The 22282-nt window shown below is 66.8% G+C and carries 24 protein-coding genes; 17 read left to right on the forward strand and 7 right to left on the reverse strand.

Going from position 1 to position 22282, the window contains the following annotated elements:
- Positions 1–22: 22 nt before the first annotated feature.
- The 8 genes from hisD (at position 23) to R5H30_RS18680 (ending at position 6673) form a co-directional block, all read left to right on the forward strand.
- Positions 23–1330: a histidinol dehydrogenase gene (hisD, locus tag R5H30_RS18645; protein ID WP_318330130.1), complete on the forward strand. Its 1308-nt coding sequence runs from the start codon at positions 23–25 to the stop codon at positions 1328–1330.
- A 165-nt stretch (positions 1331–1495) separates the two neighbouring features.
- Entirely contained in the window at positions 1496–2473 is a 978-nt protein-coding gene (locus tag R5H30_RS18650) for an alcohol dehydrogenase catalytic domain-containing protein (protein ID WP_318330131.1), read from the forward strand.
- A gap of 31 nt (positions 2474–2504) precedes the next feature.
- Entirely contained in the window at positions 2505–2915 is a 411-nt protein-coding gene (locus tag R5H30_RS18655) for a universal stress protein (protein WP_318330132.1), read from the forward strand.
- Positions 2916–2967: 52 nt separating this feature from the next.
- Complete coding sequence (gene comD, locus R5H30_RS18660) at positions 2968–3474, forward strand: sulfopyruvate decarboxylase subunit alpha (protein WP_318330133.1); 507 nt, start codon at positions 2968–2970, stop codon at positions 3472–3474.
- The gene (comE, locus tag R5H30_RS18665; RefSeq protein ID WP_318330134.1) at positions 3471–4025 is read left to right on the forward strand and encodes a sulfopyruvate decarboxylase subunit beta; all 555 of its coding nucleotides are present in this window, start codon (positions 3471–3473) and stop codon (positions 4023–4025) included. The genes comD and comE overlap by 4 nt, the downstream gene beginning before the upstream one ends.
- A gap of 100 nt (positions 4026–4125) precedes the next feature.
- Positions 4126–4857: a GntR family transcriptional regulator gene (locus tag R5H30_RS18670; protein ID WP_318330135.1), complete on the forward strand. Its 732-nt coding sequence runs from the start codon at positions 4126–4128 to the stop codon at positions 4855–4857.
- Positions 4854–5831, forward strand: a complete 978-nt coding sequence (locus R5H30_RS18675) for a TIM barrel protein (protein WP_318330136.1) — start codon at positions 4854–4856, stop codon at positions 5829–5831. The genes R5H30_RS18670 and R5H30_RS18675 overlap by 4 nt, the downstream gene beginning before the upstream one ends.
- Positions 5828–6673 (forward strand): PfkB family carbohydrate kinase, encoded by an 846-nt coding sequence (locus tag R5H30_RS18680; RefSeq protein ID WP_318330137.1) that lies wholly within the window; start codon positions 5828–5830, stop codon positions 6671–6673. The genes R5H30_RS18675 and R5H30_RS18680 overlap by 4 nt, the downstream gene beginning before the upstream one ends.
- Here R5H30_RS18680 and R5H30_RS18685 read toward each other — a convergent pair.
- Entirely contained in the window at positions 6661–7491 is an 831-nt protein-coding gene (locus R5H30_RS18685; RefSeq protein WP_318330138.1) for an amidohydrolase family protein, read from the reverse strand. The two genes, R5H30_RS18680 and R5H30_RS18685, sit on opposite strands and share 13 nt — an antisense overlap.
- Position 7492: 1 nt before the next feature.
- Positions 7493–8524, reverse strand: coding sequence for an aldo/keto reductase (locus R5H30_RS18690; protein ID WP_318330139.1), 1032 nt, complete (start codon positions 8522–8524; stop codon positions 7493–7495).
- 92 nt (positions 8525–8616) lie between these two features.
- Here R5H30_RS18690 and R5H30_RS18695 point away from each other — a divergent pair, with 92 nt between their 5' ends.
- The 4 genes from R5H30_RS18695 to R5H30_RS18710 are packed head-to-tail and all read left to right on the forward strand — an operon-like array spanning position 8617 to position 12522.
- Positions 8617–9420 carry a BtpA/SgcQ family protein gene (locus R5H30_RS18695; protein ID WP_318330140.1) on the forward strand — a complete coding sequence of 268 codons (804 nt, stop codon included), beginning with the start codon at positions 8617–8619 and terminating at the stop codon, positions 9418–9420.
- Positions 9417–10484: a M42 family metallopeptidase gene (locus tag R5H30_RS18700; protein WP_318330141.1), complete on the forward strand. Its 1068-nt coding sequence runs from the start codon at positions 9417–9419 to the stop codon at positions 10482–10484. The genes R5H30_RS18695 and R5H30_RS18700 overlap by 4 nt, the downstream gene beginning before the upstream one ends.
- Entirely contained in the window at positions 10481–11971 is a 1491-nt protein-coding gene (locus R5H30_RS18705; protein ID WP_318330142.1) for an FGGY-family carbohydrate kinase, read from the forward strand. The genes R5H30_RS18700 and R5H30_RS18705 overlap by 4 nt, the downstream gene beginning before the upstream one ends.
- On the forward strand, positions 11968–12522 hold the full coding sequence (locus tag R5H30_RS18710) for an SIS domain-containing protein (protein ID WP_318330143.1): 555 nt from the start codon (positions 11968–11970) through the stop codon (positions 12520–12522). The genes R5H30_RS18705 and R5H30_RS18710 overlap by 4 nt, the downstream gene beginning before the upstream one ends.
- 1 nt (position 12523) lies before the next feature.
- On the opposite strand, the gene R5H30_RS18715 is transcribed toward R5H30_RS18710, so the two are convergent.
- The 3 genes from R5H30_RS18715 to R5H30_RS18725 form a co-directional block, all read right to left on the reverse strand.
- On the reverse strand, positions 12524–13447 hold the full coding sequence (locus R5H30_RS18715; RefSeq protein ID WP_318330144.1) for a carbohydrate ABC transporter permease: 924 nt from the start codon (positions 13445–13447) through the stop codon (positions 12524–12526).
- 3 nt (positions 13448–13450) lie between these two features.
- Positions 13451–14563: a carbohydrate ABC transporter permease gene (locus R5H30_RS18720; protein WP_318330145.1), complete on the reverse strand. Its 1113-nt coding sequence runs from the start codon at positions 14561–14563 to the stop codon at positions 13451–13453.
- Positions 14564–14636: 73 nt separating this feature from the next.
- Positions 14637–16319, reverse strand: coding sequence for an extracellular solute-binding protein (locus R5H30_RS18725; protein ID WP_318330146.1), 1683 nt, complete (start codon positions 16317–16319; stop codon positions 14637–14639).
- Positions 16320–16565: 246 nt separating this feature from the next.
- On the opposite strand from R5H30_RS18725, the gene R5H30_RS18730 reads away from it, so the two are divergent.
- Genes R5H30_RS18730 through R5H30_RS18750 form a run of 5 tightly spaced genes read left to right on the forward strand, consistent with a single transcriptional unit; the run spans position 16566 to position 20873 of the window.
- A complete protein-coding gene (locus tag R5H30_RS18730; RefSeq protein ID WP_318330147.1) occupies positions 16566–17633 on the forward strand; it encodes an ABC transporter ATP-binding protein in 1068 nt (355 codons plus the stop codon).
- A 3-nt stretch (positions 17634–17636) separates the two neighbouring features.
- The gene (locus R5H30_RS18735) at positions 17637–18278 is read left to right on the forward strand and encodes an SGNH/GDSL hydrolase family protein (RefSeq protein WP_318330148.1); all 642 of its coding nucleotides are present in this window, start codon (positions 17637–17639) and stop codon (positions 18276–18278) included.
- 38 nt (positions 18279–18316) lie between these two features.
- Positions 18317–18769 (forward strand): RbsD/FucU family protein, encoded by a 453-nt coding sequence (locus R5H30_RS18740; RefSeq protein ID WP_318330149.1) that lies wholly within the window; start codon positions 18317–18319, stop codon positions 18767–18769.
- A gap of 3 nt (positions 18770–18772) precedes the next feature.
- A complete protein-coding gene (gene rbsK / locus R5H30_RS18745) occupies positions 18773–19696 on the forward strand; it encodes a ribokinase (protein ID WP_318330150.1) in 924 nt (307 codons plus the stop codon).
- Positions 19697–19709: 13 nt separating this feature from the next.
- On the forward strand, positions 19710–20873 hold the full coding sequence (locus R5H30_RS18750; protein ID WP_318330151.1) for a mandelate racemase/muconate lactonizing enzyme family protein: 1164 nt from the start codon (positions 19710–19712) through the stop codon (positions 20871–20873).
- On the opposite strand, the gene R5H30_RS18755 is transcribed toward R5H30_RS18750, so the two are convergent.
- Together R5H30_RS18755 and R5H30_RS18760 are read right to left on the reverse strand one after the other, a co-directional pair.
- Complete coding sequence (locus R5H30_RS18755; protein ID WP_318330152.1) at positions 20870–21397, reverse strand: DUF2165 family protein; 528 nt, start codon at positions 21395–21397, stop codon at positions 20870–20872. The two genes, R5H30_RS18750 and R5H30_RS18755, sit on opposite strands and share 4 nt — an antisense overlap.
- A complete protein-coding gene (locus R5H30_RS18760; protein WP_318330153.1) occupies positions 21397–22278 on the reverse strand; it encodes a TauD/TfdA dioxygenase family protein in 882 nt (293 codons plus the stop codon). The genes R5H30_RS18755 and R5H30_RS18760 overlap by 1 nt, the downstream gene beginning before the upstream one ends.
- Positions 22279–22282 lie beyond the last annotated feature (4 nt).

A 22282-nucleotide genomic window follows, 5' to 3' on the forward strand; every position in this document is an offset into this window, starting at 1 on the left:
TCCGAACCCTGGGGTCCCGCCAATGCCAAGAACCTACCTGAAGAAAGCCACCCGCACCGCGGTCTCCGACGCAAGCGAGGTGCGCGAGACTGTCTCGGAAATCCTCGACGACATTGCCAGGCGCGGCGACGAGGCCGCACTCGAATATGCCGCAAAGTTCGACCGGTACGAGGGCAATATCCAACTTTCCGAGGACGAGATCGCCGAAGCCGCCGAAAAGGTGCCGCAAAAGCTCAAGGACGACATCCGCTTTGCGCAGGACAACGTCCGACGTTTCGCCGAGCAGCAGAAAGCCACGATTTCGGACATCGAATATGAAATCGTGCCGGGGCTGATCGCTGGGCAGAAGGCGATCCCGGTCGACGCGGCGGGATGTTACGTGCCCGCCGGGCGTTACCGGCATATCGCAAGTGCTGTGATGACGGTGACCACCGCCAAGGTCGCGGGTTGCCGGCACATCACCGTGTGCAGCCCGCCGCAATCGGGCGAGGGCGTCTCGCCTGCGATCGCCTATGCCGCGCAGATCAGCGGCGCAGACAAGATCATGGCCATCGGCGGCGTGCAGGCGGTCGCGGCGATGGCCTTCGGCCTGCTCGGCCAGCCGCGCGCCAACATCCTCGTCGGACCCGGCAACCAGTTCGTGGCCGAGGCCAAGCGCAGCCTCTACGGGCGTGTCGGCATCGACATGATCGCGGGGCCGACCGACAGCCTGATCCTCGCCGACGCGCAGGCCGATTCCCTGATCGTCGCCACCGACCTCGTGAGCCAGGCCGAGCATGGCTACAATTCGCCGGTCTGGCTGGTCACCGACACCCGCGCATTGGCCGAGGAGGTGCTGCGGATCGTGCCGGATCTGATCGACGATCTTCCGGACCTCAACCGCGAGAACGCCGCCGCGGCCTGGCGCGACTATGCCGAGGTGATCCTCTGCGACGACCGCGAAGAGATGGCGGCCACGTCCGACGAATATGCACCTGAACACCTGACCGTGCAGGCCGCGGATCTCGACTGGTGGCTCGACCGGCTGACCTGCTACGGCTCGCTGTTTCTCGGTGAGGAAACCACTGTCTCCTACGGTGACAAGGCCTCTGGCACCAACCACGTCCTGCCGACGTCGCGCGCGGCGACCTACACCGGGGGGCTCAGCGTGCACAAGTACATGAAGATTGTGACCTGGCAACGCGCGACACGCGAAGGCTCGCGTCCGATTGCCGAGGCCACGGCCCGCATCTCGCGGCTGGAAGGCATGGAGGGTCACGCGCGCGCCGCCGACGTGCGGCTCGCGAAGTACTTCCCGGGCGAAAACTTCGACCTCTCCGCCGATGGCTGATCCGCGCGTGCCTATCGACCTGTCCGGCCGCGCCTTCTTGGTGACTGGCGGAGCACCACGCGGACGAGCGTCGAACCTCGACGGTCCGCTCATGATCCTGTGTCCGGAGGCTTCGGCCAGCATGACCGGGCAGTTCCCCATGATCGACGGAGGGGGCATCGCAAAATGAAGGCACTGGTCTACGAGGACACCGAAACCCTGCATCTGCGCGACGTGCCCAAGCCCGAACGCGCGCATGGCGAAGAGGTCGTGCGGGTCGAGGCGGCGGGCATCTGCGGATCGGACATGCACGCCTACCTCGGCCATGATGCGCGTCGTCCGGCACCTCTGATCCTCGGGCACGAGGCCGCCGGGACGATCGACGGTGGCGCGCGCGACGGGGAACGGGTCACCATCAACCCGCTGGTCACTTGCGGCACCTGTCCGGCCTGCACCTCGGGGCGCGAGAACCTCTGCCCGACCCGGCAGATCATCTCGATGCAGCCGCGCGAGGGCGCCTTTGCGCAATACGTCGCGATCCCGGCGCGCAACCTCGTTACCGTGCCCGAAGCCACGCCGCTGGATACCGCTGCGCTGGCCGAACCGCTTGCCGTCGGCTGGCATGCGGTGCGCCTCGGCCTTGCCGCGCTTTCGGATGACGACGAGCGCCGCGCGATCGTTCTGGGTGGCGGCGCGATCGGGCTTGCCGCCGCCCTTGCGCTCGAGGCCTCCGGTGTAACCCGCGTGACCATCGTCGAGCCGCATTCGGAACGGCGTCGGGTCCTTTCGGAGATCGGCGAGACCGCGGTCGGTGAAACCGGAGTCGCCGCGCCGCTTGTCGTCGACGCCGTCGGTTATGCGGCGACGCGGGCCGCGGCATCGGGGCTGGTCACCCCGGGTGGCGTGATCGTGCACATCGGTCTCGGAGAGGACACCGGCGGGCTCGACGTGCGCCGCATGACGCTGCAGGAGGTCACCTTCATCGGCACCTACGCCTACACCGCCGCGGATTTCCGCAACACCGCCGCGGCCATGTTCGACGGCCGGCTCGGATCTCTCGACTGGTTCGAGACGCGCGCACTGGCCGAGGGCCCCGGGGCCTTTCGCGACCTGCGCGACCACAAGGTCGCCGCGCCGAAGATCGTCCTGTCACCTTGGTCCTGAGCGGACACCACATTCGAGAAAGGTTGCCCCGATGTACGACAAGGTTCTGGTCACGCTGGCACTCGATCACGGGCTCGCGCGGCGGTTGCTCGAGATCGCACAGGGTCTCTGCGCGCCGGGTGGCGAAATCCACGCCCTGCACGTCGTCGAGGCACCCTACGGCATCGCCCAGGCCACCCAATCGGAGGAGATGGCGCGCCAGACCTTCGATCTTGCCAGCGCGCGCATGCGCGAGAAGCTTGCGGGGGCAAGCGGCGTCAAGGGGCACGTTATGGAAGGTCACGTCTACCGCAGCATCGTGACCTTCGCGCAGGATCACGGCGTTTCCTGCATTGTCCTGGGGTCGCACAAGCCCGGTCTCAGCGACTATTTCATCGGCAGCACCGCGGCGCGGATCGTGCGACACGCACCCTGTGCCGTTCACGTGCATCGCGGCGCGTGACCTGCGCCGGACCAGGGGCTAGGGTGCCGCCAGCAAAAAGGCCAAGGCAGACATGAGCATAGACAAGAAAATCGTCGACACGCTGATCGCCAACGACATCTCCTTCGTGACCACCGTGCCCTGCAAGCAGCTGGCCGGTGTCATCGACGAGATCGACCGGCGCGAAGAGATATTCCACATCCCTTCCAACAAGGAAGACGAGGGCATGGGCCTGTGCGCCGGGGCCTGGATGGGCGGCAAGCGCCCGGCGATCATCATGCAGAACACAGCCATCGGCGTGACGATCAACACGCTGGCGACGCTGATCCAGTACTACCGCATGCCACTGCCGATGCTGATCTCCTATCGTGGAGAGCTGCGCGAGCCGGTGGCCTGCCAGGTCGAGATGGCGGTTCACACAAAGGCGCTGCTGGCGCAGATGCATATCCCGACCTACCACTTCCATCACCAGCAGGATGCCGAGGAGCTCGACACCATCCTGAAATACACCTTCATGTGCAACAAGCCGGTCGCGGTGCTGACCGACGCAAGCTTCTGGGGAGGCTACGGCGACCAATGATCCGCTCCGAGATCCTGCGCGAGATCGCGCCCATCCTTCGCGACCAGCTTGTTGTCTGCAACATCGGCATCCCGAGCCAGGAGTTGCACGCCATCGACGACCAGCCGAGCAATTTCTACATGCTGGGCACGATGGGGCTGGCCTCGTCCATCGGCCTTGGCCTTGCGCTTTCGCAACCCAAGACGGTCATCGTCATCGACGGTGACGGCTCTGTGCTGACCAACCTCGGCACGCTGCCAACCATCGCCAACAACGTGGCCGACAACTACATCCTGATGATCATCGACAACGGCAGCTACGGCTCGACTGGCGACCAGCCGACCTATACCGGCAAGAAGACCTCGCTTGCCGGGATGGCCCGCGCGGCGGGCTGCGAGAATGTGGTCGAGGTGCGCGACGTCGATACCGGCGCGGCGCTGCAAGAGGCCATCGACGGCGGCAGGATGACCGTGATGGTGGTCAAGTGCGACAGCGGCAACGCGAAGATGCCGGTGATCACAATGGACCCGGTGGTGATCCGCGACCGGTTCATGGCAGCGGTTCGGGGCTGACCGACAGCAGGGACCGAAGCGCGGGTCACGCAATGCACAACTGGCGCCCCACCGCATCGTCGCCATTGCCGCTCACCGGGGCAGCGGCTAACATGCTAGAATGTCATCGACACCCTCGCAGTCGGAGAACGACGACGCCGGTCCGGTTCGTTTCGGACCGCTCGAGGAGTTTCCGGGCTCGCTGGCCAGCAAGGTCTACCACAGCCTCAAGCACGCGATCCTGTCGATGGCGATCCGGCCCGGGGAGATCCTGCGCAAGGGCGACATCTGCAGCCAGCTCAACGTCTCGCGCAGCCCGGTCTCGGAAGCGATGACGCGGCTGGCCGGCGAGGGGCTGGTCGACGTCGTGCCGCAGGCCGGGACCTTCGTGTCGCATTTCTCGATGAAGGAAATCCGCGAAGGCGCCTTCCTGCGCGAGGCGCTCGAACTGCAGGCGATCGAGCAGGTCGCCGAGACCATCACCGAGGACCAGCTGAAACAGTTGCGCCGGAATTTGCGCGTGCAGGAGGCGCTTGTCGCCGACGGCGATTTCACCGGGTTCTACGAGCTCGATTCCGAAATGCACGACCTGATCATGTCCTTCACCGGCTTTCACCGCGTCGCCCAGATCGCCGAGACGAGCTGGTTGCAGGTCAATCGCGCGCGCCAGCTGGTGCTGCCCGATCACGGAAGGGTCGAGGAGACACTTGCGGAACACCGGCGCATCCTCGATGCGCTCGAGGCGCGGGACCCCGAGGCCGCGCGGGCCGCGACACGCGCGCATTTGCGCCAGCTGATCTGCCGCCTCGAGCCACTCGAACGCAAGCACCCGGAGCTTTTCCAGTCCAAATGATCCGTCCGAACCGTCCCCGCTATGCCGCGCGTCTCAACGCCTTCAAGACCCTCGTCACGGGGCGCGCCACCTCGTCCGACATGATCGCGCAGGCCGGGCGGGTCGGCGGGCTAGACGCTGCCGACCTGAACTATCCCGATCATTTCGACGAGACATCGCCCAAGGAGCTGTCCCGGCGGCTTGGCGACGCGGGTCTGGCGCTCAACGGGCTCGCGATGCGCTACTACACCGACCCCGGCTTCAAGCTTGGCGCCTTCACCCATCCCGACCGCGACGTGCGGCGCGCGGCCATCGACCTGACCAAGCGCGGCATCGACGCGGGGCAGGAGATGGGCGGTCGCCTGATGACGCTCTGGATGGGCCAGGACGGGTTCGACTATGCCTTCCAGATGGACTACGCGCGCGCCTGGGATGACACCGTGGCCGCCATTACCGAGGTCTGCGACCACGCGCCCGAGGTCGACATCGCCATCGAGTACAAACCCAACGAACCGCGTGCCTACGCGCTGATGCCCGATATCGGCACCACGCTGCTGGCCTGCCGCGAGGTCGCCCGGCCCAACCTAGGTGTCACACTCGACTTCGCGCATGTGCTCTACGCCGACGAGATGCCGGCCCATTCGGCGGCGCTGATCGCGCGGCATTCACGGCTCCTGGGGCTGCATCTCAACGACGGCTACGGCAAACGCGACGACGGACTGATGGCGGGGTCCGTGCATCCTGTGCAGACCGTCGAACTGCTCGTCGAGATGCTGCGGCAGGGTTATGACGGCGTGATCTACTTCGACACCTTTCCCGATCACGGCGGCCTCGACCCGATCGCGGAGGCGGGGACAAACGTGGCGCTTATCAAGCGCCTGCGCGCGGTGGCCGAAAGCCTCGCGGACGATGCCGACCTCGCGGCGGCCATTGCGCGGCAGGACGCCGCCGCCTCGACCCGGATCGTCGCCGCGGCGCTTTACGGCGTGACATGAGCCTTCTCGTCGTCGGCGCGCTGCATTGGGACGTCGTGGTGCAGGCGGACCGGATGCCGCGCCTCGACGAGACGCTCGCGGGACAGTCGGTCGCCTACCGGTTCGGCGGCAAGGGCGGCAACCAGGCCATCGCCGCCGCGCGCTCAGGATGCAAGACCGCCTTCGCCGGCCGGATCGGCGCGGATGACGCGGGACAGGCGATGCGAAAGGAGCTGATCTCCGCGGGCATCGACGTGTCGCGATTGCAGAAGGGGGCGGGCGCTTCGGGGATGAGCGTGGCGATCACGGTTGCGGGCGGGGAGTATGGCGCGGTCATCGTGTCCGGTGAGAACCGTGAGATCGGCGCGGGTTCCATAACGCTGCCAATGGACTGCCGCATCGTGCTGATGCAGAACGAGCTGGCACCGCAAATGCTTCCCGCGATGGCGCGCAAGGCCAGCGACGCCGGTGCCGAACTCTGGCTCAACGCGGCTCCGGCGGATGGTCTGGGACCGGACGACCTGCGTTGCGTCGACGTGCTGATCGTCAACCGCATCGAGGCAGCGGACCTGTTTGGCATGGTGCCGGGCGACCGCAAGCCGGCCGATCTTGTAGCCGCGCTGCGAGATATTGCGCCGAAGGCGCGCGTGGTAGTGACCCTCGGGGCAGACGGCGTGGCCTTCTCTACCGCAAGCGGCGTGGAATGTGCGGCAGCCCCGAAAATCGTACCGGTGTCGATGCACGGTGCCGGGGATGTCTTCGTGGGCACGCTCGCCGCGGCAAGCCTGCGCGGCGAGAGCTTCGCCGCGGCCATCGCCACGGCGCAGCAGGCGGCCGCGGGGCATGTCGCTCAGATCCGGTAGAACGCCTGCGCTGTGCCGCCGAAGATCGCCGACCGATCGCTTTCCGGGAGGCCCGAGGTCAGCGCCTCGGCGGCCTCGATCCAGTCGGTATAGCTCGCCTCGAGCTGGCAGACCGGCCAGTCCGACCCCCACATCAGCCGGTCCGGTCCGAAGACCTCGAAAAGATGCTCGGCGTAAGGGCGCAGAGCCTCGAGCGTCCAGCCGTCGCATTCGGTGACCAACCCGGAGAATTTGCAGACAGCGCGGGTATCCTCGGCCAGCGCGCGCATCCCGTCCGCCCAGTGGCTATACGTATGCTCGGAATGGTCCCGGATCTGCGGCTTCATGCAATGATCGATGACCGTCCGCAGCTCCGTGTAGCGTGTGAGGATCGTGTGGAAGTTCTTCAGGTGCTGCGGAAAACCGAGCGCATCGAAGGTCAGGTCCAGGTCGACCAGGGCTTCGAACCCCCATTGCACGTCGTCGCGCAGCATCCAGTCGACATCCGGGATGTCCTGGATCATCGGCCGCACGCCGGCGAACTTCGGGTGGTGGCGCAGCCTCTCGAGATGCGCGCGGTGCGCGGGCTGCTCGAAGTCGACCCAGCCGACCACTGCCGCGACCGTTTCGGAGGCATCGGCGATGCCCAGCATGTATTCGGTTTCCTCGACAGTGGCCGCCGCCTGAACCAGCACCGTCCGGTCGATCCCATGCTTGCGCAGCGTCGCCTCGAGGTCGCGCGGATGGTAGGGCCGCGCGAGCGTGGCGTTGTCCATCGGCATCCAGTCGTAATCGCCGCGCGCGGGCTGCCAGTAATGCTGGTGGGCGTCTATCCGCATGTCAGGGCTCCACCGGTGCGTCCTGCCGCATCAACCCGGCCTCTTTCAGATCAGCCCAGACGGTCGGCGGGATGTCCGCGCGTGCGGCGGCGACATTGCCGTCCATCTCGGCCACGCCCTGTCCGCCGGGAATGACCGAGACCACCGCGGGATGGCGCAGCGGGAACTGGAAGGCGGCGTCGACCAGGCGCACATTGTGCGACTTGCAGACCTCTTCGATGCGTCCCACGCGTTCGAGGATTTCGGGCGGGGCGGGGTCGTAGTTGTAGTACGCGCCCGGCTTCGGCCCGGTGGCGAGCACGCCGGAATTATAGGGCCCGCCGATCACGATGCCGATCCCGCGTTCGGTGGCGAGCGGCAGGAAGGACTCCAGCGCCTCCTGCTCCAGCAGCGTGTAGCGCCCGGCCAGCAGGAAGAGGTCGAAGTCGCCGCGCTCGGTCAGCCACTGGCAGGGCTCCCATTCGTTCACGCCGGCGCCGAAGGCCGCGATCACGCCTTCCTCGCGCAGCTTCAGCAGCGCCTCGTAGCCGCCCTGCATCAGCTCTTCGAGCCGCTCCTCGAGAGCCTCGCGGCTGCCGTGGTTGAAGACGTCGAGGTCATGCGCATAGAGGATGTCGATCCGGTCGATGCCGAGCCGTTCGAGGCTGAACTCGACCGAGCGCATCACGCCGTCATAGCCGTAGTCGTAGACTTCCGTGCGGGACGGAACGTCGAACCACTTGCCGTGCCCGTCGCGCTTTTCGGGCGTGGTCACCCGCAGCAGCCGCCCGATCTTGGTCGAGAGCACGTATTCGTCGCGCGGCTTGTCGCGCAGGAAGCGGTTGAGGCGGGTCTCGGACAGGCCGAGCCCGTACAGCGGCGCGGTGTCGTAGTAGCGGATCCCCGCCTCCCAGGCGCGGTCGAGGATGTCCTGCGCGGTCTCGTCCGAGATCGCGCGGTAGAGATTGCCCAGCGGCGCGGTGCCGAACCCCAATTCCGTGAAGGTGAGACCGCCGTTTCCGTGACGGTCCCAGTGTCGTGTCTTGATGGTCATGTATGCCGATCCTCCGGACTGACATGCTAGTATGAAAACCGGTGGACTGCACCCTCCGAATGCGCGAGGCTCACGCCGCGGGAGGAATTTTCATGAGCCGTTTCCACGACCTGTTCGGCACGACGAAGCCGGTGATCGCGATGGTGCATTTCGGCGCGCTGCCAGGCGCGCCGCTGCATGACGCCGAGGCCGGGCTCGACGGGCTGGTCGCCGGAGCGCACGCCGATCTCGACGCGCTTCAGGCCGCCGGAGTGGACGCGGTGATGTTCGGCAACGAGAACGACCGGCCCTACGAGCTTGAGGTCGACGTAGCCTCGACGGCCGCCATGGCCTATGTCATCGGCCGCGTGGCCGAGCGGGTGACGGTGCCTTTCGGCGTCAACGTGCTCTGGGACCCGCAGGCGACGATGGCGCTGGCCGCGGCGACCGGGGCGTCCTTCGCGCGCGAGATCTTCACCGGGCTTTACGCCAGCGACATGGGGCTCTGGGCGCCCGACGCCGGCAAGGCGATCCGCTACCGCAACCGGCTGGGCCGGTCCGACCTCGTGACGCTCTACAACGTCAGCGCCGAATTCGCAGGCTCGCTCGACCCGCGCCCGCTGGCCGAACGCGCGCGATCTGCCGTATTCAGCGCGGTGCCCGACGCGGTGCTGGTTTCGGGCCAGATCACGGGCGAGGCGGCAAAGATGGAGGATCTCGAAGCGGTGAAGGCCGCGCTGCCGGATGTGCCCGTGCTTGCCAATACCGGGGTCAAGCATGACACGGTTGCGGACGTCTTCGCCATTGCCGACGGCTGTATCGTCGGCTCGGCGCTGAAGGTCGACGGCGATACCTGGAAGCCGGTCGATGCCGACCGCGCGCGCGACTTCATGGCAAAGGCAAAGTCGGCGCGATGATCCGCGACGACCTCAAGGCGCTGATGCGAGTCCCCGGCCTCTCGGGCTTTGAGGACCGCGTCGCCGCGGCGATCCGCGCGCGCCTGCCGGTCGACGCAAAAAGCGACCGGATGGGCAACCTGATCGCCACCTTCGAGGGCGCAGGGCCCTCGGTGATGCTCTTCACGCATATGGACCAGCTCGGTTTCGTGGTCCGCAAGATCGAGGAAAACGGATTTGTCCGCGTGCACAGGCTCGGCGGCGTGCCGGAGCGCGCGCTGGCCAGCCAGCAGGTCGTGCTGTCGGTGCCCGACGGCGATCTGCCCGGCGTGATCGCCAACAAGATGCACCATGCGACCACACCGGACGAGAAGTACCGCGTGCTTCCGGCGCCTGAAATCTTGATCGACGCGGGCTTTTCCAGCAAGGCCGAGGCCGAGGCCGCCGGGGTTCGCATCGGCACGCCGGTCACCTTCGCGCCCAACGTGGTCGAACTGGCCGGAGGCCGCATCGCCGGGACTTCGGTGGACGACCGTGCAGGCTGCGCGGTGCTGATCGACGTGGCAAAGCGGATCGCCGAGGCGCCGCCGGGACCAACGGTGCATGTCGTCTTCTCGACGCAGGAAGAGTTCAACCTGCGCGGCGCACTCACCGCGGCGCAGGCGCTGAAGCCCGACATCGCGATCCAGGTCGATCTGATGATGGCCTGTGACACACCTGACATGACGCACCTGGGCGAGATGGTGCTGGGCGGTGGGCCGGGCATCAGCCTGATGAGCTTTCACGGGCGCGGCACGCTCAACGGTGTGTTGCCCCATCCCGGTCTCGTGGCGCTGGCCGAACAAAGCGCCGAGGCCGAGGGTCTGCCGCTGCAACGTTCGGCACAGGTCGGTGTGCTGACGGATCTGTCTTATGTCCAGCTCGTGGGCGCGGGGGTCGCGGCACTCGATGTCGGGTTCCCGATGCGCTACTCGCACTCCAGTCTCGAGGTCTGCGACCCGGCGGATCTCGATGCCCTGTCGCGCCTTCTGGTGCGGATGCTTGCCGGAATCGGTCCGGAGTTCCCGCTGGAGCGTTTCGCGTGACCCTGACACTCGGCGTGGATATCGGCACCTACGAGACCAAGGGCGTGCTGGTCGACCCCGAAGGGACTGTCGTCGCAGTGGCCCGCACGCCGCACGAGATGATCGTGCCGCGCCCGGGCTGGGCAGAACACCGGCCCGAAGAGGACTGGTGGCGCGATTTCGTCACCGTCACGCGCAAGCTGCTGGCCGAACCCGGCGTCACCGCAGACAGGATCGCGGCGGTTGCCGTGTCCGCCATCGGTCCCTGCATGCTACCGGTAGATGCCGACGGCGCGCCGCTGATGAATGGTGTGCTCTACGGCGTCGATACCCGCGCAATGGCCGAGGTCGCGGAGCTGACCGACCGGATCGGAGAGGAGACAATCCTCGAGCGCTGCGGCAATGCGCTGACCTCGCAGTCGGTTGGGCCGAAAATTCTCTGGCTCAGGCACAACCGGCCCGAGCTTTATGCGAAAGCGGCGAAGGTCCTGACCTCGACCAGCTTCCTCGTGCATCGCCTGACCGGGGAGTTCGTGATCGATCACTATACCGCCGCCAATTTCTCGCCGCTCTACGACGTGGGTGAGCAGGGCTGGTGTTTCGACCTCGCGGACGACATCGCGACCCGCGAGATGCTGCCGCGGCTGGCCTGGTCGACCGAAATCGCGGGCGCGATCACCGAGACGGCGGCCGAGGCCACCGGGCTGCGCGCCGGAACGCCGGTGACCGCCGGCACGATCGACGCCGCTTCCGAGGCGATCAGCGTCGGCCTGCGCGATCCGGGCGACATGATGATGATGTACGGCTCGACCATCTTCATCATCGGCCTGACCGAAAATCGCGTGCGGGATCCTCGGCTCTGGTACGCGCCCTGGCTCTTTCCGGGCCAGCATGCCTCGATGGCGGGGCTTGCGACCTCGGGAACGCTGACCCATTGGTTTCGGGACCAGTTCGCGCGCGAGCTCACAGGCGAAGGCGTCTTCGGCCAGCTCGCCGCCGAGGCCGCCGAGGTGCCCGCCGGGGCCGGGGGGCTGCTGTTTTTGCCCTATTTCTCGGGCGAGCGGACACCGATCCACGATCCGCACGCCAAGGGCGCCTTTTTCGGGCTGAACCTGACCCACGGCCGCGGCCATCTCTACCGTGCGTTGCTGGAAGGGATCGCGATGGGCACGAACCATGTGGTCGAGACCTACGATGCCGTCGGAGCGAGGCCTTCGCGCGTGCTCGCCGTGGGCGGTGGGGTCCAGAACGCGATCTGGCTGCAGGCGACGTCTGACCTGAGCGGACTGCCGCAAGAGATCTGCCGCACCACGCTCGGCGCGAGCTACGGCGACGCCTTTCTCGCCCGCATGGCGCTGGGCGAGGCAGAGATCGATGACATCGCGCGATGGAACCCGGTCGAGCGCCGCATCGAGGCACAGGACGCGCCCGACCTCACCCGCGCCTATCCGCTGTTCCGCCGGCTCTACGAGCAGACCAAGGACATCGCGCGGGAGGTTTCGGAGTGACCGAGACTTCTTTCGCACGGCACGCATTGGCCGAAATCGGGCAGGTCATGGACCGCATGTCCGATGAAGCCGTCGCGGAGGCCTGCGCTGAGATCGCGCAGGCGCGTCGCGTCATGCTGTACGGGTGTGGCCGCGAAGGCCTGATGATGCGCGGTTTCGCGATGCGGCTCTACCATCTCGGTCTCGATGTCTCCGTGCAGGGCGACATGGCCGCACCGCCGCTCGGTCCGGGCGACCTGCTGGTCGCCAGCGCCGGCCCGGGCGAGTTGGGCACGGTCACCAGCCTGATGCGCACGGCACGGAACGCGGGGGCGGACGTCATGCTGCTGACCGCTGTACCCGATACGCCGGCCGCGAAACACGGCAGCCGCGTGCTGAACATTCCCGCGCAGACCATGGCGACCGATGCGCGCGGCGCGTCGCGCCTGCCGATGGGGTCGGTCTACGAGGGCGCGCTCTTCATCCTGTTCGAGACGATGGTGGCCCAACTCGCGGACCGGCTGGGCGCGAATGCCGATACCATGCGGTCGCGGCACACCAACATGGAATGACCTACTTCACCGCACCCGCGGCCATGCCCTTGATGATGTAGCGCTCGAGCGCGATGCCGATCACCACCAGCGGCAGGATCGCCGCGGTGGAGAGGGCCGCCATCGACCACCAGTTGATCCCCTGGCTTCCGGTCTGGCTCGCCACCATGACCGGCAGGGTCACGGCATCGGTCGAGGTGAGCAGGGCGGCGAAGAAATATTCGTTCCAGGTCAGAACGAGGCAGAGGATGAAGGCCGCCACCATGCCGGGCAGGGCGATGGGCAGGATGATGGTCAGGAACGCGCCCCAGATCGACAACCCGTCGACCAGCGCTGCTTCTTCCAGTTCGGTCGGGATCGAGCCGAACTGGTCGCGCATGATCCAGATCACGATCGGCATGACGGTCAGGGCGTAAAGCAGGATCAGCCCGATACGGCTGTCCAGCAGGTCGACCTCGCGGTAAAGCACGAGAAAGGGCAGGGCGAGCACGACCGGCGGCAGGATCAGCTGGCTGAGAAAGAAAAAGCTGATGTCGTCGTTCTTCATCGGCCCGAAGCGGTATTCGAAGCGCGAGAGCCCATAGGCCGCGAGGCTGCCCAGCACCAGCGACAGCAGCGACGCGCAGACCGAGACCACGGTAGAATTCCAGAACCGCAGCAGGAACTGTTCGCGCACCGTCGAGGCGCTCCCGAGGGTGTCGGGGCTGAGACCCAACGACCGCCAGCCCAGCCACTGCGGGGTGTAGTCGACCCAGGGTATCAGGTTCCCCTGCATGACGTCGGGCGCCATCTTGAACGAGGTCGTGAGCGTCCAGAAAATGGGAAACAGGCAGATCACCGTCCAGAGGCCGAGCACGGTGTAGACGGCGGCGCGCCCGAGGTACCACTTGGCGCGGTGGGCGCGGTCCGCCTCGCTGTCGTGAAAGATCTGTTTGGTCTCGGTCATGGCTCAGTACCTCGGCCGCATCCAGCGCGACACGAGCTTGATGAAGAGCGTGAAGGCGATGACGATAAGCACCAGGTAGACGATGGCCAGCATCGTGCCGTAGCCGACGTTCGACCGGTCGCGGTACTCGCGGAAGATGAAGCTGGTGACGCTGTCGGTGGCTCCGCCCGGGCCGCCGCTGGTCACGTTGATGATTATGTCGGCAAGCTTCAGCTTGAAGATGATGCGGATCATGATCGCAGTCAGCGAGACCGGAAGCATCAGCGGAAAGGTCACTTCCCAGAAGGTCTGCCAAGGCCGCGCGCCGTCGACCTGCGCGGCCTCGGTCAGGTCCTTGGGGATCGCCTGCAACCCGGCCAGCAGCATGATCATCATGAAGGGGATGAACGTCCAGGCGTCCATCGCCGCGATGAGGTAGGGCGCGATGTCGGGATCGCCGAAAAAGCTCGGGTTGTCCCATCCCAGCGACCGGGCGAGCCGCGCCATCGGGCCAAAGCGGGCCTCGAACATCGACTTGCCGATCATCCACGACACCGCGACCGGAGAGAGCATCAGGGGCAGCAGAAAGGCGACCCGGAAGAACTTGCGCGCCCGGATCTGGCTGTTGAGCAGCAGCGCGAGGCCGAAAGCGATGATGTACTCGGCGATGATCGCGGCGGTGTAGAACACCATGTTGCCGAGCGCGTTCCAGTAGAACCCGTCGCCCCACATCTCGCGGATATTGTCGAAGCCGTTGAACTGCTGGCCGTCGACGGCCGATAGGTTCCAGTCGGAAAACGCGATGGTGAGCGCGAAGATCAGCGGGAAGATCACCATCGACGCGATGAAGAGCACCGCAGGCGCGATGAAAAGCTGGCGCTTGCCGCGTTCGCCATGGCGGATCACGAGGCTTGCGCAATAGGCGGTGATGAAGAGGCACCAGGCATAAAGCGTGGGCCGCCAGCTGTCGGCGAGCGCGCCGAACGTCGCCGTTCCGCCGTCGGATTGGCCGAAGCTCTGCAACAGGGCCACGAGGACAAGGATCGCCCCGGAGCCCCAGAGGATCGCCTGGCCGACGCGCGCCCGGGCGGGGCTGATCTGGTCGTTGGTGACGACGTAAAGCCGGTCTTCGCTCATGGTACTTCCGGTGTGGAAAGGAACGGGCGGCGGAACGATCCGCCGCCCGTCCGGTCATGTGATCTGCCGCGGATCAGAGCCCCAGCGACGCGCGATAAAGCGCGACCTGGCTGTCGCGTCCGATCTGGTCGGTGATCCCCTCCCAGGCCGCCGCGATGGCGTCCGCGGTCTCCTGCGCGCTGCCGTATTCGCCGGCCAGTCCGCGCACCAGTTCGTCCTCGGCGATCGAGTAGTACTGGAAGATGCCCGGGATGCGCGGCTCGATGGCGGCGTTGGGGTGGTTGTAGCTGTCGGCGTTCGACGACAGGTAATCCTCGACGAAGTCGCGGTCATAGCCCGCCGCTTCCCATTCCGCGTAGTCGAAATGCGAGTTGCGATAGGGCTGGAAGCCCGACGGATAGGCCGAGCACCACAGCGACAGGTCCCTGCCGCCAAGGTGCGCCGCCGCCGACCACGCTGCCTGCCGGCGCTTGTCGTCGTCGCCCACGCGGTTGGTGACGTAGACGCCCCAGCCGATGTAGGCGTTGTTGGGCGCCTCGTTGGCGGTCTCTTCCCAGGCGCCGGACTGGCTGTTGTAGACCCGGGTCGCGCCGGGGTTGATCGAGAACCCGATCACGTCGCCCACGACCGAGGTGTCCGAGGTGCGTGCGTTCGATCCCACGTCGCCCCACCAGGTCAGTGCGGCACCGGTGCCGGCCAGGAACTGCTGGAACGCGGTGGTGTTGGGATCGGCGTTGAGCTGGTCGGGCGGGTAGGCGCCGTCGACGCCCATCAGGTCCATCACGTCCTGGATCGCCTGAACCCATGCCGGGTTGTTGACGCGCGGCGTCATGTTCTCGGGATCGAACAGCCAGGCCGGATCGTCGGGATGTTTGGCATAGGAGGCCGCGCGGTCGGCGAGGAAGTAGAAGCCGAAGCCGCCCCAGGTGTATTTCAGCGGATCGAGGAAGCCGTAGGTCGGCAGCCCGGTCAGCGGATCGGTCTTGCCGGCGAGGAATCGCGAATGCGCGTTGACCATTTCCCAGGTCGTGGGAACCTCCCAGGCGCTGCCGTCGCCTTCCTCGCCCCAGGCCGCGGCGAACTCCTCGTTCTCGTAATAGTCCTTGCGGTAGGCGAAGGTGTGGCAGTCGCCGTCGATCGAGACGCGGTAGGTCTGGCCGTCCCAGGTGCCGACCGGCTCCTTTAGGTAGTCGACGTAATCGGCCATGTCGATGTCCTCGGCGACCCAGTCGGGCATCGGGTCGAGCAGGCCGCGCCCGGCGGTGTCGCCCTCGAAGGGCGCGCCCATTTCCATGATGTCGAAATCGACCGTGCCGGTCGCGATCGACTGCTGCAGGCGCGCATTGTAGTCGGCTTGCGCGAGGTCGATCCAGTTGATCTTGGCGCCGGTATACTCTTCCCACGGACGCAGGAAGCCGCGGAACAGGAAGTTGTGCAGGTTCTGGTTGTTGAGCCCCATGAAGGTCAGTTCGACCCCCTCGAACTCTCCTTCCGCAAACCGTGCCTTTGTCGCGCCGAGGCACATCTCGCCGACGCGCTGCCAGTCCGCGTCCGTTGGGCTGCCCTGGCCGACGCCCGGGATCTGCAGGATCTCGGCGCGCACGTTGCCGTGGTTGTCCGCAAAGGCCGGACCGGCACGGAATCCGGGCAGCGCGCTCGTAGCGGCGGCGACGGCCCCGAGACTTGCGGCACCTTTCAGCATCCGGCGACGGTTCATCTGCATCGCCATGAGCCGGCGATAGTGTTCGACTTTCATTATGTTTTCCTCCCTGAAGGTTCGGCGGACCCTGAGCCGGTCCACGCGCCCCGATGCTGCAGCCGACGTTGCCGAACCTCGGGCGGGCCAAGGCGGGACGGACCCGGGCGGCGGCTGCTCACCGTCGAACCGTCTCATCGGCCCGACAACCTGTCAAGCATCTAACATGCTAGTCAGGTCAGATGTGGACAGGCTGCCGGTGTTGATCTAGGCATGGGTCTCGGGCGGGCGTTCGCGGGGAGGAACATGGCCGAAGTCGTCGTAAGGGACGTGCGCAAATCCTATGGCGCTGTCGAAGTCATCCATGGAATCGACCTTAAGATCGCGGACGGCGAATTCGTCGTGCTCGTCGGCCCCTCGGGCTGCGGAAAGTCCACCCTGCTGCGGATGCTCGCCGGGCTTGAAGAGGTCACCTCGGGCGACGTCCTGATCGGGCCGAAGCGCGTCAATCACCTCAGTCCGAACGAGCGCGACATCGCGATGGTGTTCCAGTCCTACGCGCTTTACCCGCACAAGACGGTCGAGGCCAACATGGGGTTCTCGCTGAAGCTGAAGAAAATGGACAAGGCCGAGGTCAAGAAACGCGTGGCCGATGCTGCCGAGATCCTCGGCCTGACACCCTATCTCGACCGGTTTCCGCGGGCGCTTTCGGGCGGGCAGCGCCAGCGTGTGGCGATGGGGCGCGCCATCGTGCGCGACCCGCAGGTATTCCTCTTCGACGAACCGCTCTCGAACCTCGACGCCAAGCTGCGGGTGCAGATGCGCACCGAGATCCGCGAGTTGCACCAGCGCCTGCAGACCACCACGGTCTATGTCACCCACGACCAGATCGAGGCGATGACGATGGCCGACACCATCGTCGTGCTGAACGGCGGCTATGTCGAACAGACCGGCAGCCCGCTCGATATCTACGACCGGCCGCGCAACCGCTTCGTGGCGAGTTTCATCGGCTCGCCCTCGATGAACATGCTCGACGGCACCGTTGCGGGCATCTCCGACGGCCTGGCGCGGGTGTCTGTCGGCGACACCGAGGTGCAGGTGCCGGCCCGCGACGGGCTTGCGGACAGACAGGCGGTCACGGTCGGGATCCGGCCCGAACACCTCGCACTGTCGGACAGTGGCCTGCCGGCCACGGTGCGCGTCATCGAGCCGACCGGCTCGGAGACCCACGTCATCCTCGAGTTCCAGGGCCAGGAACTGACGGCGGTCTTCCGGGAACGTCACAGCTTCCGGCCCGGCGACCGGGTGCATCTGGCGATGGACCCCGCCCAGGTGCATGTTTTCGACGGTGACAGCGGCGAGCGGGTGGGTTGAGCGATGCCGGTGGTGATGTGCTTCGGTGACAGCAATACCCACGGAACCATGCCGATGGAGCGCCCGGGCGCGCTCGACCGGCTGGGACCGGAGGCGCGTTGGCCAGGCGTCATGGCGCAGGCGCTGGGCGTGGGCTGGACGGTGATCGAGGAAGGACAGCCCGGGCGCACTACGGTCCACGACGACCCGATCGAAGGCGCGTGGAAGAACGGGGCCGCGGTGCTGCCCGCACTTCTCGACACTCACCGCCCGGTTGACCTGGTGGTCATCATGCTCGGCACCAACGATCTCAAGGCGCGGTTCTCGGTGACTGCCTCGGACATCGCGGACAGCGCGGCACGGCTGGCGGCGCTGGTCCGGGCAAGCATCGCCGGTCCCGGCGGCGCCGCGCCCGCGGTGCTGCTCGTGGCCCCTCCGAAGATCGAAGAGGCCGGGGCGCTCGCGAGCATGTTCGCGGGCGGAGCCGCGAAATCCTCCGGGCTGGGCCAGGCCTTCGCGCGGGTCGCCGACCGGTTCGGCATCCCGTTGTTCGACGCTGCGACCGTGGCGGCACCCGACCCGCTCGACGGCATTCATCTGTCCGAAGACACGCATCGCGCGTTGGGTGCGGCACTGGCCGACAAGGTCGCAGACATATTGAGATAATCGGCCGACGTATCGGTCTGACACCAGGGAGATAAACCATGCTGAAAGGCATAGATCCGCGGCTCAACGCCGAAGTTCTGCACGCATTGCGCGCGATGGGTCACGGCGACGTCGTCGTGATCGCCGACACCAACTTCCCCTCCGACCAGGTCGCGCGCCACACGATCTACGGCGAGTTGTTGCGGATGGACAACCTGACCTCGGCCGAGGCGGCCAACGCGATCCTGTCGGTCCTGCCGCTCGACGATTTCGTCGAGGACCACGCGGCCCGGATGCAGGTCGTCGATGCACCTGACGACCTGCCCGACGTGCAGAAGGAGGTGCAGTCCGAGATCGACGCGGCGCTGGGCGCGCCGCGGGCGATGATCGGGGTCGAACGCTTCGACTTCTACGACCGCGCACGCGAGGCCTATGCCGTGATCCAGACCGGCGAGCGGCGGTTCTACGGGTGCTTCTACTTCCGCAAGGGCGTGATCCCGCCGGAGGGCTGAGCGATGGGCCACGAGATCGTCATCCTCGGCGTCTTCGTCGCCGACACCGCCTACCGCGCCGAGCGCCAGCCGAAGATGGGCGAAACGGTTCTGGGCAACAGCTTCGCGCTCGGCCCCGGCGGAAAGGGATCGAACCAGGCGGTCGCGGCGGCGCGGGCGGGCGGCGACGTCGCCTTCGTCTCGCGGCTGGGCGACGACGCCTTCGCCGACATGGCGATGCAGACCTGGGCCGACGCCGGGGTGACCGCCGACGTCTCGCGCGATCCCGAGAGCTATACCGGGGCGGCCTACATCTTCGTCGAGGAGGCCAGCGGCAACAACGCGATCATCATTGCGCCCGGCGCCGCGGCGCGGATTTCCGTCGAGGACATCGACGCCAAGGCCGATCTGATCCGCGGCGCGAAGGTCTTCGTCACCCAGCTCGAACAGCCGCTCGACGCTGCCAACCGGGCGCTCGAGATCGCGCGCGAGGCGGGAGCGATCACCATCCTGAACCCGGCGCCGGCGGCGGAGCTGTCTGACGAGATCCTGGCTCTTTGCGACTACGTCACGCCGAACGAGAGCGAGGCCGAGGCGCTGACCGGGATGGCCGTGACCAGCCCCGAGGATGCCGCCCGCGCGGCCGAGGCGCTGGTTGCCCGCGGGGTCGGTCGTGTGATCATCACTCTGGGCGAGAACGGCGCTCTGCTCTACGAGGACGGCGAACCGTTCCATGTCGCGGCGCTGCGCGCAGGCGCGGTGGCCGAAACCACCGGGGCAGGAGACGCCTTCAATGGCGGGCTGGCCGTGGCGCTGGCCGAGGGGCGGTGCGCCGCGGACGCGGTGCGCTTCGGCACTGCCACGGCGGCGATTTCGGTCACCCGTCCCGGCACGGCCCCCTCGATGCCGGAACGCGCCGAGATCGACGCGTTGCTGAGCTGCGCGTGATCCTGTCCCCGGGATGAAGATCACCGCCATCAGATCGCACGTCCTCCAATGCGACATGCCCGAGGAACTGGGCTATTCGCAGCAATACTACGCCAAGCGCACCGCCCACCTCGTGGAAGTGACGACCGAGGATGGCCTGACCGGCTGGGGCGAATGCTTCGGGCCGGGTAACGTTGCGCTCGCCAACAAGACCATCGTCGAACGGGTGATCGCGCCGATGGTGCTGGGCATGGACGCGCTCGACCGCGACGTGATCTGGCACAAGGTCTATAACCTGCTGCGCGATCACGGCCAGAAGGGCATGCCGATCCAGGCGCTTTCGGGCGTCGACATCGCGCTCTGGGATATTGCGGGCAAGGCGGGCGGTCTGCCAGTCCACAAGCTGATCGGCGGGGCGCACCGGACGGATGTACCGGCCTACGGCTACGGCATGATGCTGAAACGCGAAAGCGTCGCGGATCACGTGGCGCGGTTCCGCGACGAAGCCGCCGCGATCATCGGCATGGGCTTCACCGCGACCAAGATGAAAACCGGCCTCGGACCGCGCGCCGACGTGCAGCTTTGCGCGGCGGTGGCCGCAAGCGTGGGCGACGCGCGCTTCATGGTCGACGCCAACCACTGCTATACGACGTCGGATGCCTTCTACGTCGGCCGGGCGCTCGACGAGATGGGCGCCTACTGGTTCGAAGAGCCCGTCGCCCCCGAGGACCTTGACGGCTACCGCGAGTTGCGCGCGGGGCTCAAGACCAACATTTCCGGCGGCGAGGCCGAGTTCGCGCGCTGGGGCTGGCGGTCGATCCTCGAGAACCGGGGTCTCGACATCGCCCAGCCCGAGGTCTGTGCCCTTGGCGGCATCACCGAGTACCTGCGCGTGCTGGCGCTAGCCCACGCGCATTTCACCCCAGTGATCAACCATGTCTGGGGCAGCGCCGTCGCCGTGGCGACGAACCTGCAGCTTCTCGCCGCCATGCCGCCGATGCCGGGCGGGCTGCACCCATGGGAACCTATGCTCGAGTTCGATACCACCGAGAACCGCTTCCGCGACCACCTCCTGACCGAGCCTCTCGACATCCAGGGCCAGGTTGCGCGCAATGGGGGCCGCGTGGCGGTCCCGACGGGACCAGGGCTGGGCGTGGAACCGGACCCGGAGTTCATCGCGAGATACGAGATCTCCTAGATCGCACCCAGCGCCACCGCCGCCAGCACCATCAGCATGCCACCGGCCATGCCCCAGTGCAGCATGTGGAAATGCGTGTTCTGGCCACCCTCGTGCCCGAACCAGTAGCAGAAATAGTTTCCGATGATCAGGAAACCGGCCCAGACGGCGGTGAAAAGCGTTGCGGCGACCAGCCCCGCGGCCAGGGCCGGTCCGGCGGCAACCGCGCCGAAGGCCGCCAGCACGACCGCCGCCGCGGCGCCCCAGAGTGCAAGTGCCGCCAAAAGCTCCCACCCCAGCACGAGCCGGAACAGCGCCCGGCGCACGACCGGGCTTTCGATCCGGCGATAGGCGACAAGGGCGTAGGCCTCGGGGTACTCGTCGCGCATGCGCTGCATGTCCATGACCTGCGCGGTGAAGGTTTCGTTCAGAAACGGGTGGAACAGGTTTTCCAGCGCACCGACGGTCAGCCAGGCCGCCATGAAGGCGAGGTTGATGGCGCAGACCCCCAGGATGACAGGCTCGAGCAGGGAGGTGTCGGGCATCACGCCGGCATCCGCATGGCGTCGAGCCCGTCGGCTTCTGTGACCGAGCAACACAGGCTCGACAGCGTGCGCGGCTCTTCGTAGGGCCAGGGCGTGCCGCGATGCATCGCCGCGCGCTGATCCCAGAGCAGGACGTCGCCGACCTGCCACCGGTGCGAATAGACGAACTCGGGTTGGGTGCAGAACTCGGTGAGTTCGGCCAGCAGCGCTTCGCTTTCGGCCGCGTCGTAGCCGTCGACCCGGAAGGCGTGCGAGGCGATGTAGAGCGCCTCGCGCCCGTTTACCGGGTTGGTCCAGAGCGCGTTCCAGCAGGTGTCGGGCCACTTGTTGAACATCGGCAGTTGAGCGAGCTCGGGCGAGATCTTGGCGCGCGAATGGCTGTAGCGGTGCCAGATACCGCGCCCGCGGATTCGCGCCTTCAGGGTTTCGGGCATCGCGGCCCAGGCGGCGCGGGTCGAGGCAAGCTCGGTGGCGCCGCCAGTGGTGGTGACAACGCGCCCGATCAGGATATTGACCAGCGCCGGGACCGGCAGGAACGTGCTGTCGGAATGCCACAGGAAGTTCGCCTTGAGGTTCAGCGTGTGCAGATCCATCTCGGCACTCGTGCTGCCGTCCGCCTGCACGTTCGAAACCCGCGGCACCTCGAAAGCCTCGCCGGGCTTGCGCTCGTCCGCCTTGCGGTCCTCGATCGGTCCGAAGCGCTGTGCCAGGGCCATGTGCTGGGCATCGCTCAGGTCCTGCCCCCGGAAGAGCAGCGCGGAATGGTCCTCGAAAAGCGCACGGATCTCCGGGAACCGGTGGCCGGCGCTCACCTCGGCGAGATCGACACCGATGACTTCGACGCCGAAACTGTCTGTCAGCGGGGTTGTTCGGAAGGTCATGGTG

Source organism: Roseobacter sp. FCG-D35, from assembly GCF_033436665.1.
In the GTDB taxonomy this organism is placed as follows: Bacteria; Pseudomonadota; Alphaproteobacteria; order Rhodobacterales; family Rhodobacteraceae; genus JAWQFO01.

What these genes read in the sequence shown, in the direction of transcription:
- hisD (WP_318330130.1), top strand. Translation starts at nt 23, where the DNA reads ATGCCAAGAACCTACCTGAAGAAAGCCACCCGCACCGCGGTCTCCGAC.
- R5H30_RS18650 (WP_318330131.1), top strand. Translation starts at nt 1,496, where the DNA reads ATGAAGGCACTGGTCTACGAGGACACCGAAACCCTGCATCTGCGCGAC.
- R5H30_RS18655 (WP_318330132.1), top strand. Translation starts at nt 2,505, where the DNA reads ATGTACGACAAGGTTCTGGTCACGCTGGCACTCGATCACGGGCTCGCG.
- comD (WP_318330133.1), top strand. Translation starts at nt 2,968, where the DNA reads ATGAGCATAGACAAGAAAATCGTCGACACGCTGATCGCCAACGACATC.
- comE (WP_318330134.1), top strand. Translation starts at nt 3,471, where the DNA reads ATGATCCGCTCCGAGATCCTGCGCGAGATCGCGCCCATCCTTCGCGAC.
- R5H30_RS18670 (WP_318330135.1), top strand. Translation starts at nt 4,126, where the DNA reads ATGTCATCGACACCCTCGCAGTCGGAGAACGACGACGCCGGTCCGGTT.
- R5H30_RS18675 (WP_318330136.1), top strand. Translation starts at nt 4,854, where the DNA reads ATGATCCGTCCGAACCGTCCCCGCTATGCCGCGCGTCTCAACGCCTTC.
- R5H30_RS18680 (WP_318330137.1), top strand. Translation starts at nt 5,828, where the DNA reads ATGAGCCTTCTCGTCGTCGGCGCGCTGCATTGGGACGTCGTGGTGCAG.
- R5H30_RS18685 (WP_318330138.1), bottom strand. Translation starts at nt 7,491, where the DNA reads ATGCGGATAGACGCCCACCAGCATTACTGGCAGCCCGCGCGCGGCGAT.
- R5H30_RS18690 (WP_318330139.1), bottom strand. Translation starts at nt 8,524, where the DNA reads ATGACCATCAAGACACGACACTGGGACCGTCACGGAAACGGCGGTCTC.
- R5H30_RS18695 (WP_318330140.1), top strand. Translation starts at nt 8,617, where the DNA reads ATGAGCCGTTTCCACGACCTGTTCGGCACGACGAAGCCGGTGATCGCG.
- R5H30_RS18700 (WP_318330141.1), top strand. Translation starts at nt 9,417, where the DNA reads ATGATCCGCGACGACCTCAAGGCGCTGATGCGAGTCCCCGGCCTCTCG.
- R5H30_RS18715 (WP_318330144.1), bottom strand. Translation starts at nt 13,447, where the DNA reads ATGACCGAGACCAAACAGATCTTTCACGACAGCGAGGCGGACCGCGCC.
- R5H30_RS18720 (WP_318330145.1), bottom strand. Translation starts at nt 14,563, where the DNA reads ATGAGCGAAGACCGGCTTTACGTCGTCACCAACGACCAGATCAGCCCC.
- R5H30_RS18725 (WP_318330146.1), bottom strand. Translation starts at nt 16,319, where the DNA reads ATGAAAGTCGAACACTATCGCCGGCTCATGGCGATGCAGATGAACCGT.
- R5H30_RS18730 (WP_318330147.1), top strand. Translation starts at nt 16,566, where the DNA reads ATGGCCGAAGTCGTCGTAAGGGACGTGCGCAAATCCTATGGCGCTGTC.
- R5H30_RS18735 (WP_318330148.1), top strand. Translation starts at nt 17,637, where the DNA reads ATGCCGGTGGTGATGTGCTTCGGTGACAGCAATACCCACGGAACCATG.
- R5H30_RS18740 (WP_318330149.1), top strand. Translation starts at nt 18,317, where the DNA reads ATGCTGAAAGGCATAGATCCGCGGCTCAACGCCGAAGTTCTGCACGCA.
- rbsK (WP_318330150.1), top strand. Translation starts at nt 18,773, where the DNA reads ATGGGCCACGAGATCGTCATCCTCGGCGTCTTCGTCGCCGACACCGCC.
- R5H30_RS18750 (WP_318330151.1), top strand. Translation starts at nt 19,710, where the DNA reads ATGAAGATCACCGCCATCAGATCGCACGTCCTCCAATGCGACATGCCC.
- R5H30_RS18755 (WP_318330152.1), bottom strand. Translation starts at nt 21,397, where the DNA reads ATGCCCGACACCTCCCTGCTCGAGCCTGTCATCCTGGGGGTCTGCGCC.
- R5H30_RS18760 (WP_318330153.1), bottom strand. Translation starts at nt 22,278, where the DNA reads ATGACCTTCCGAACAACCCCGCTGACAGACAGTTTCGGCGTCGAAGTC.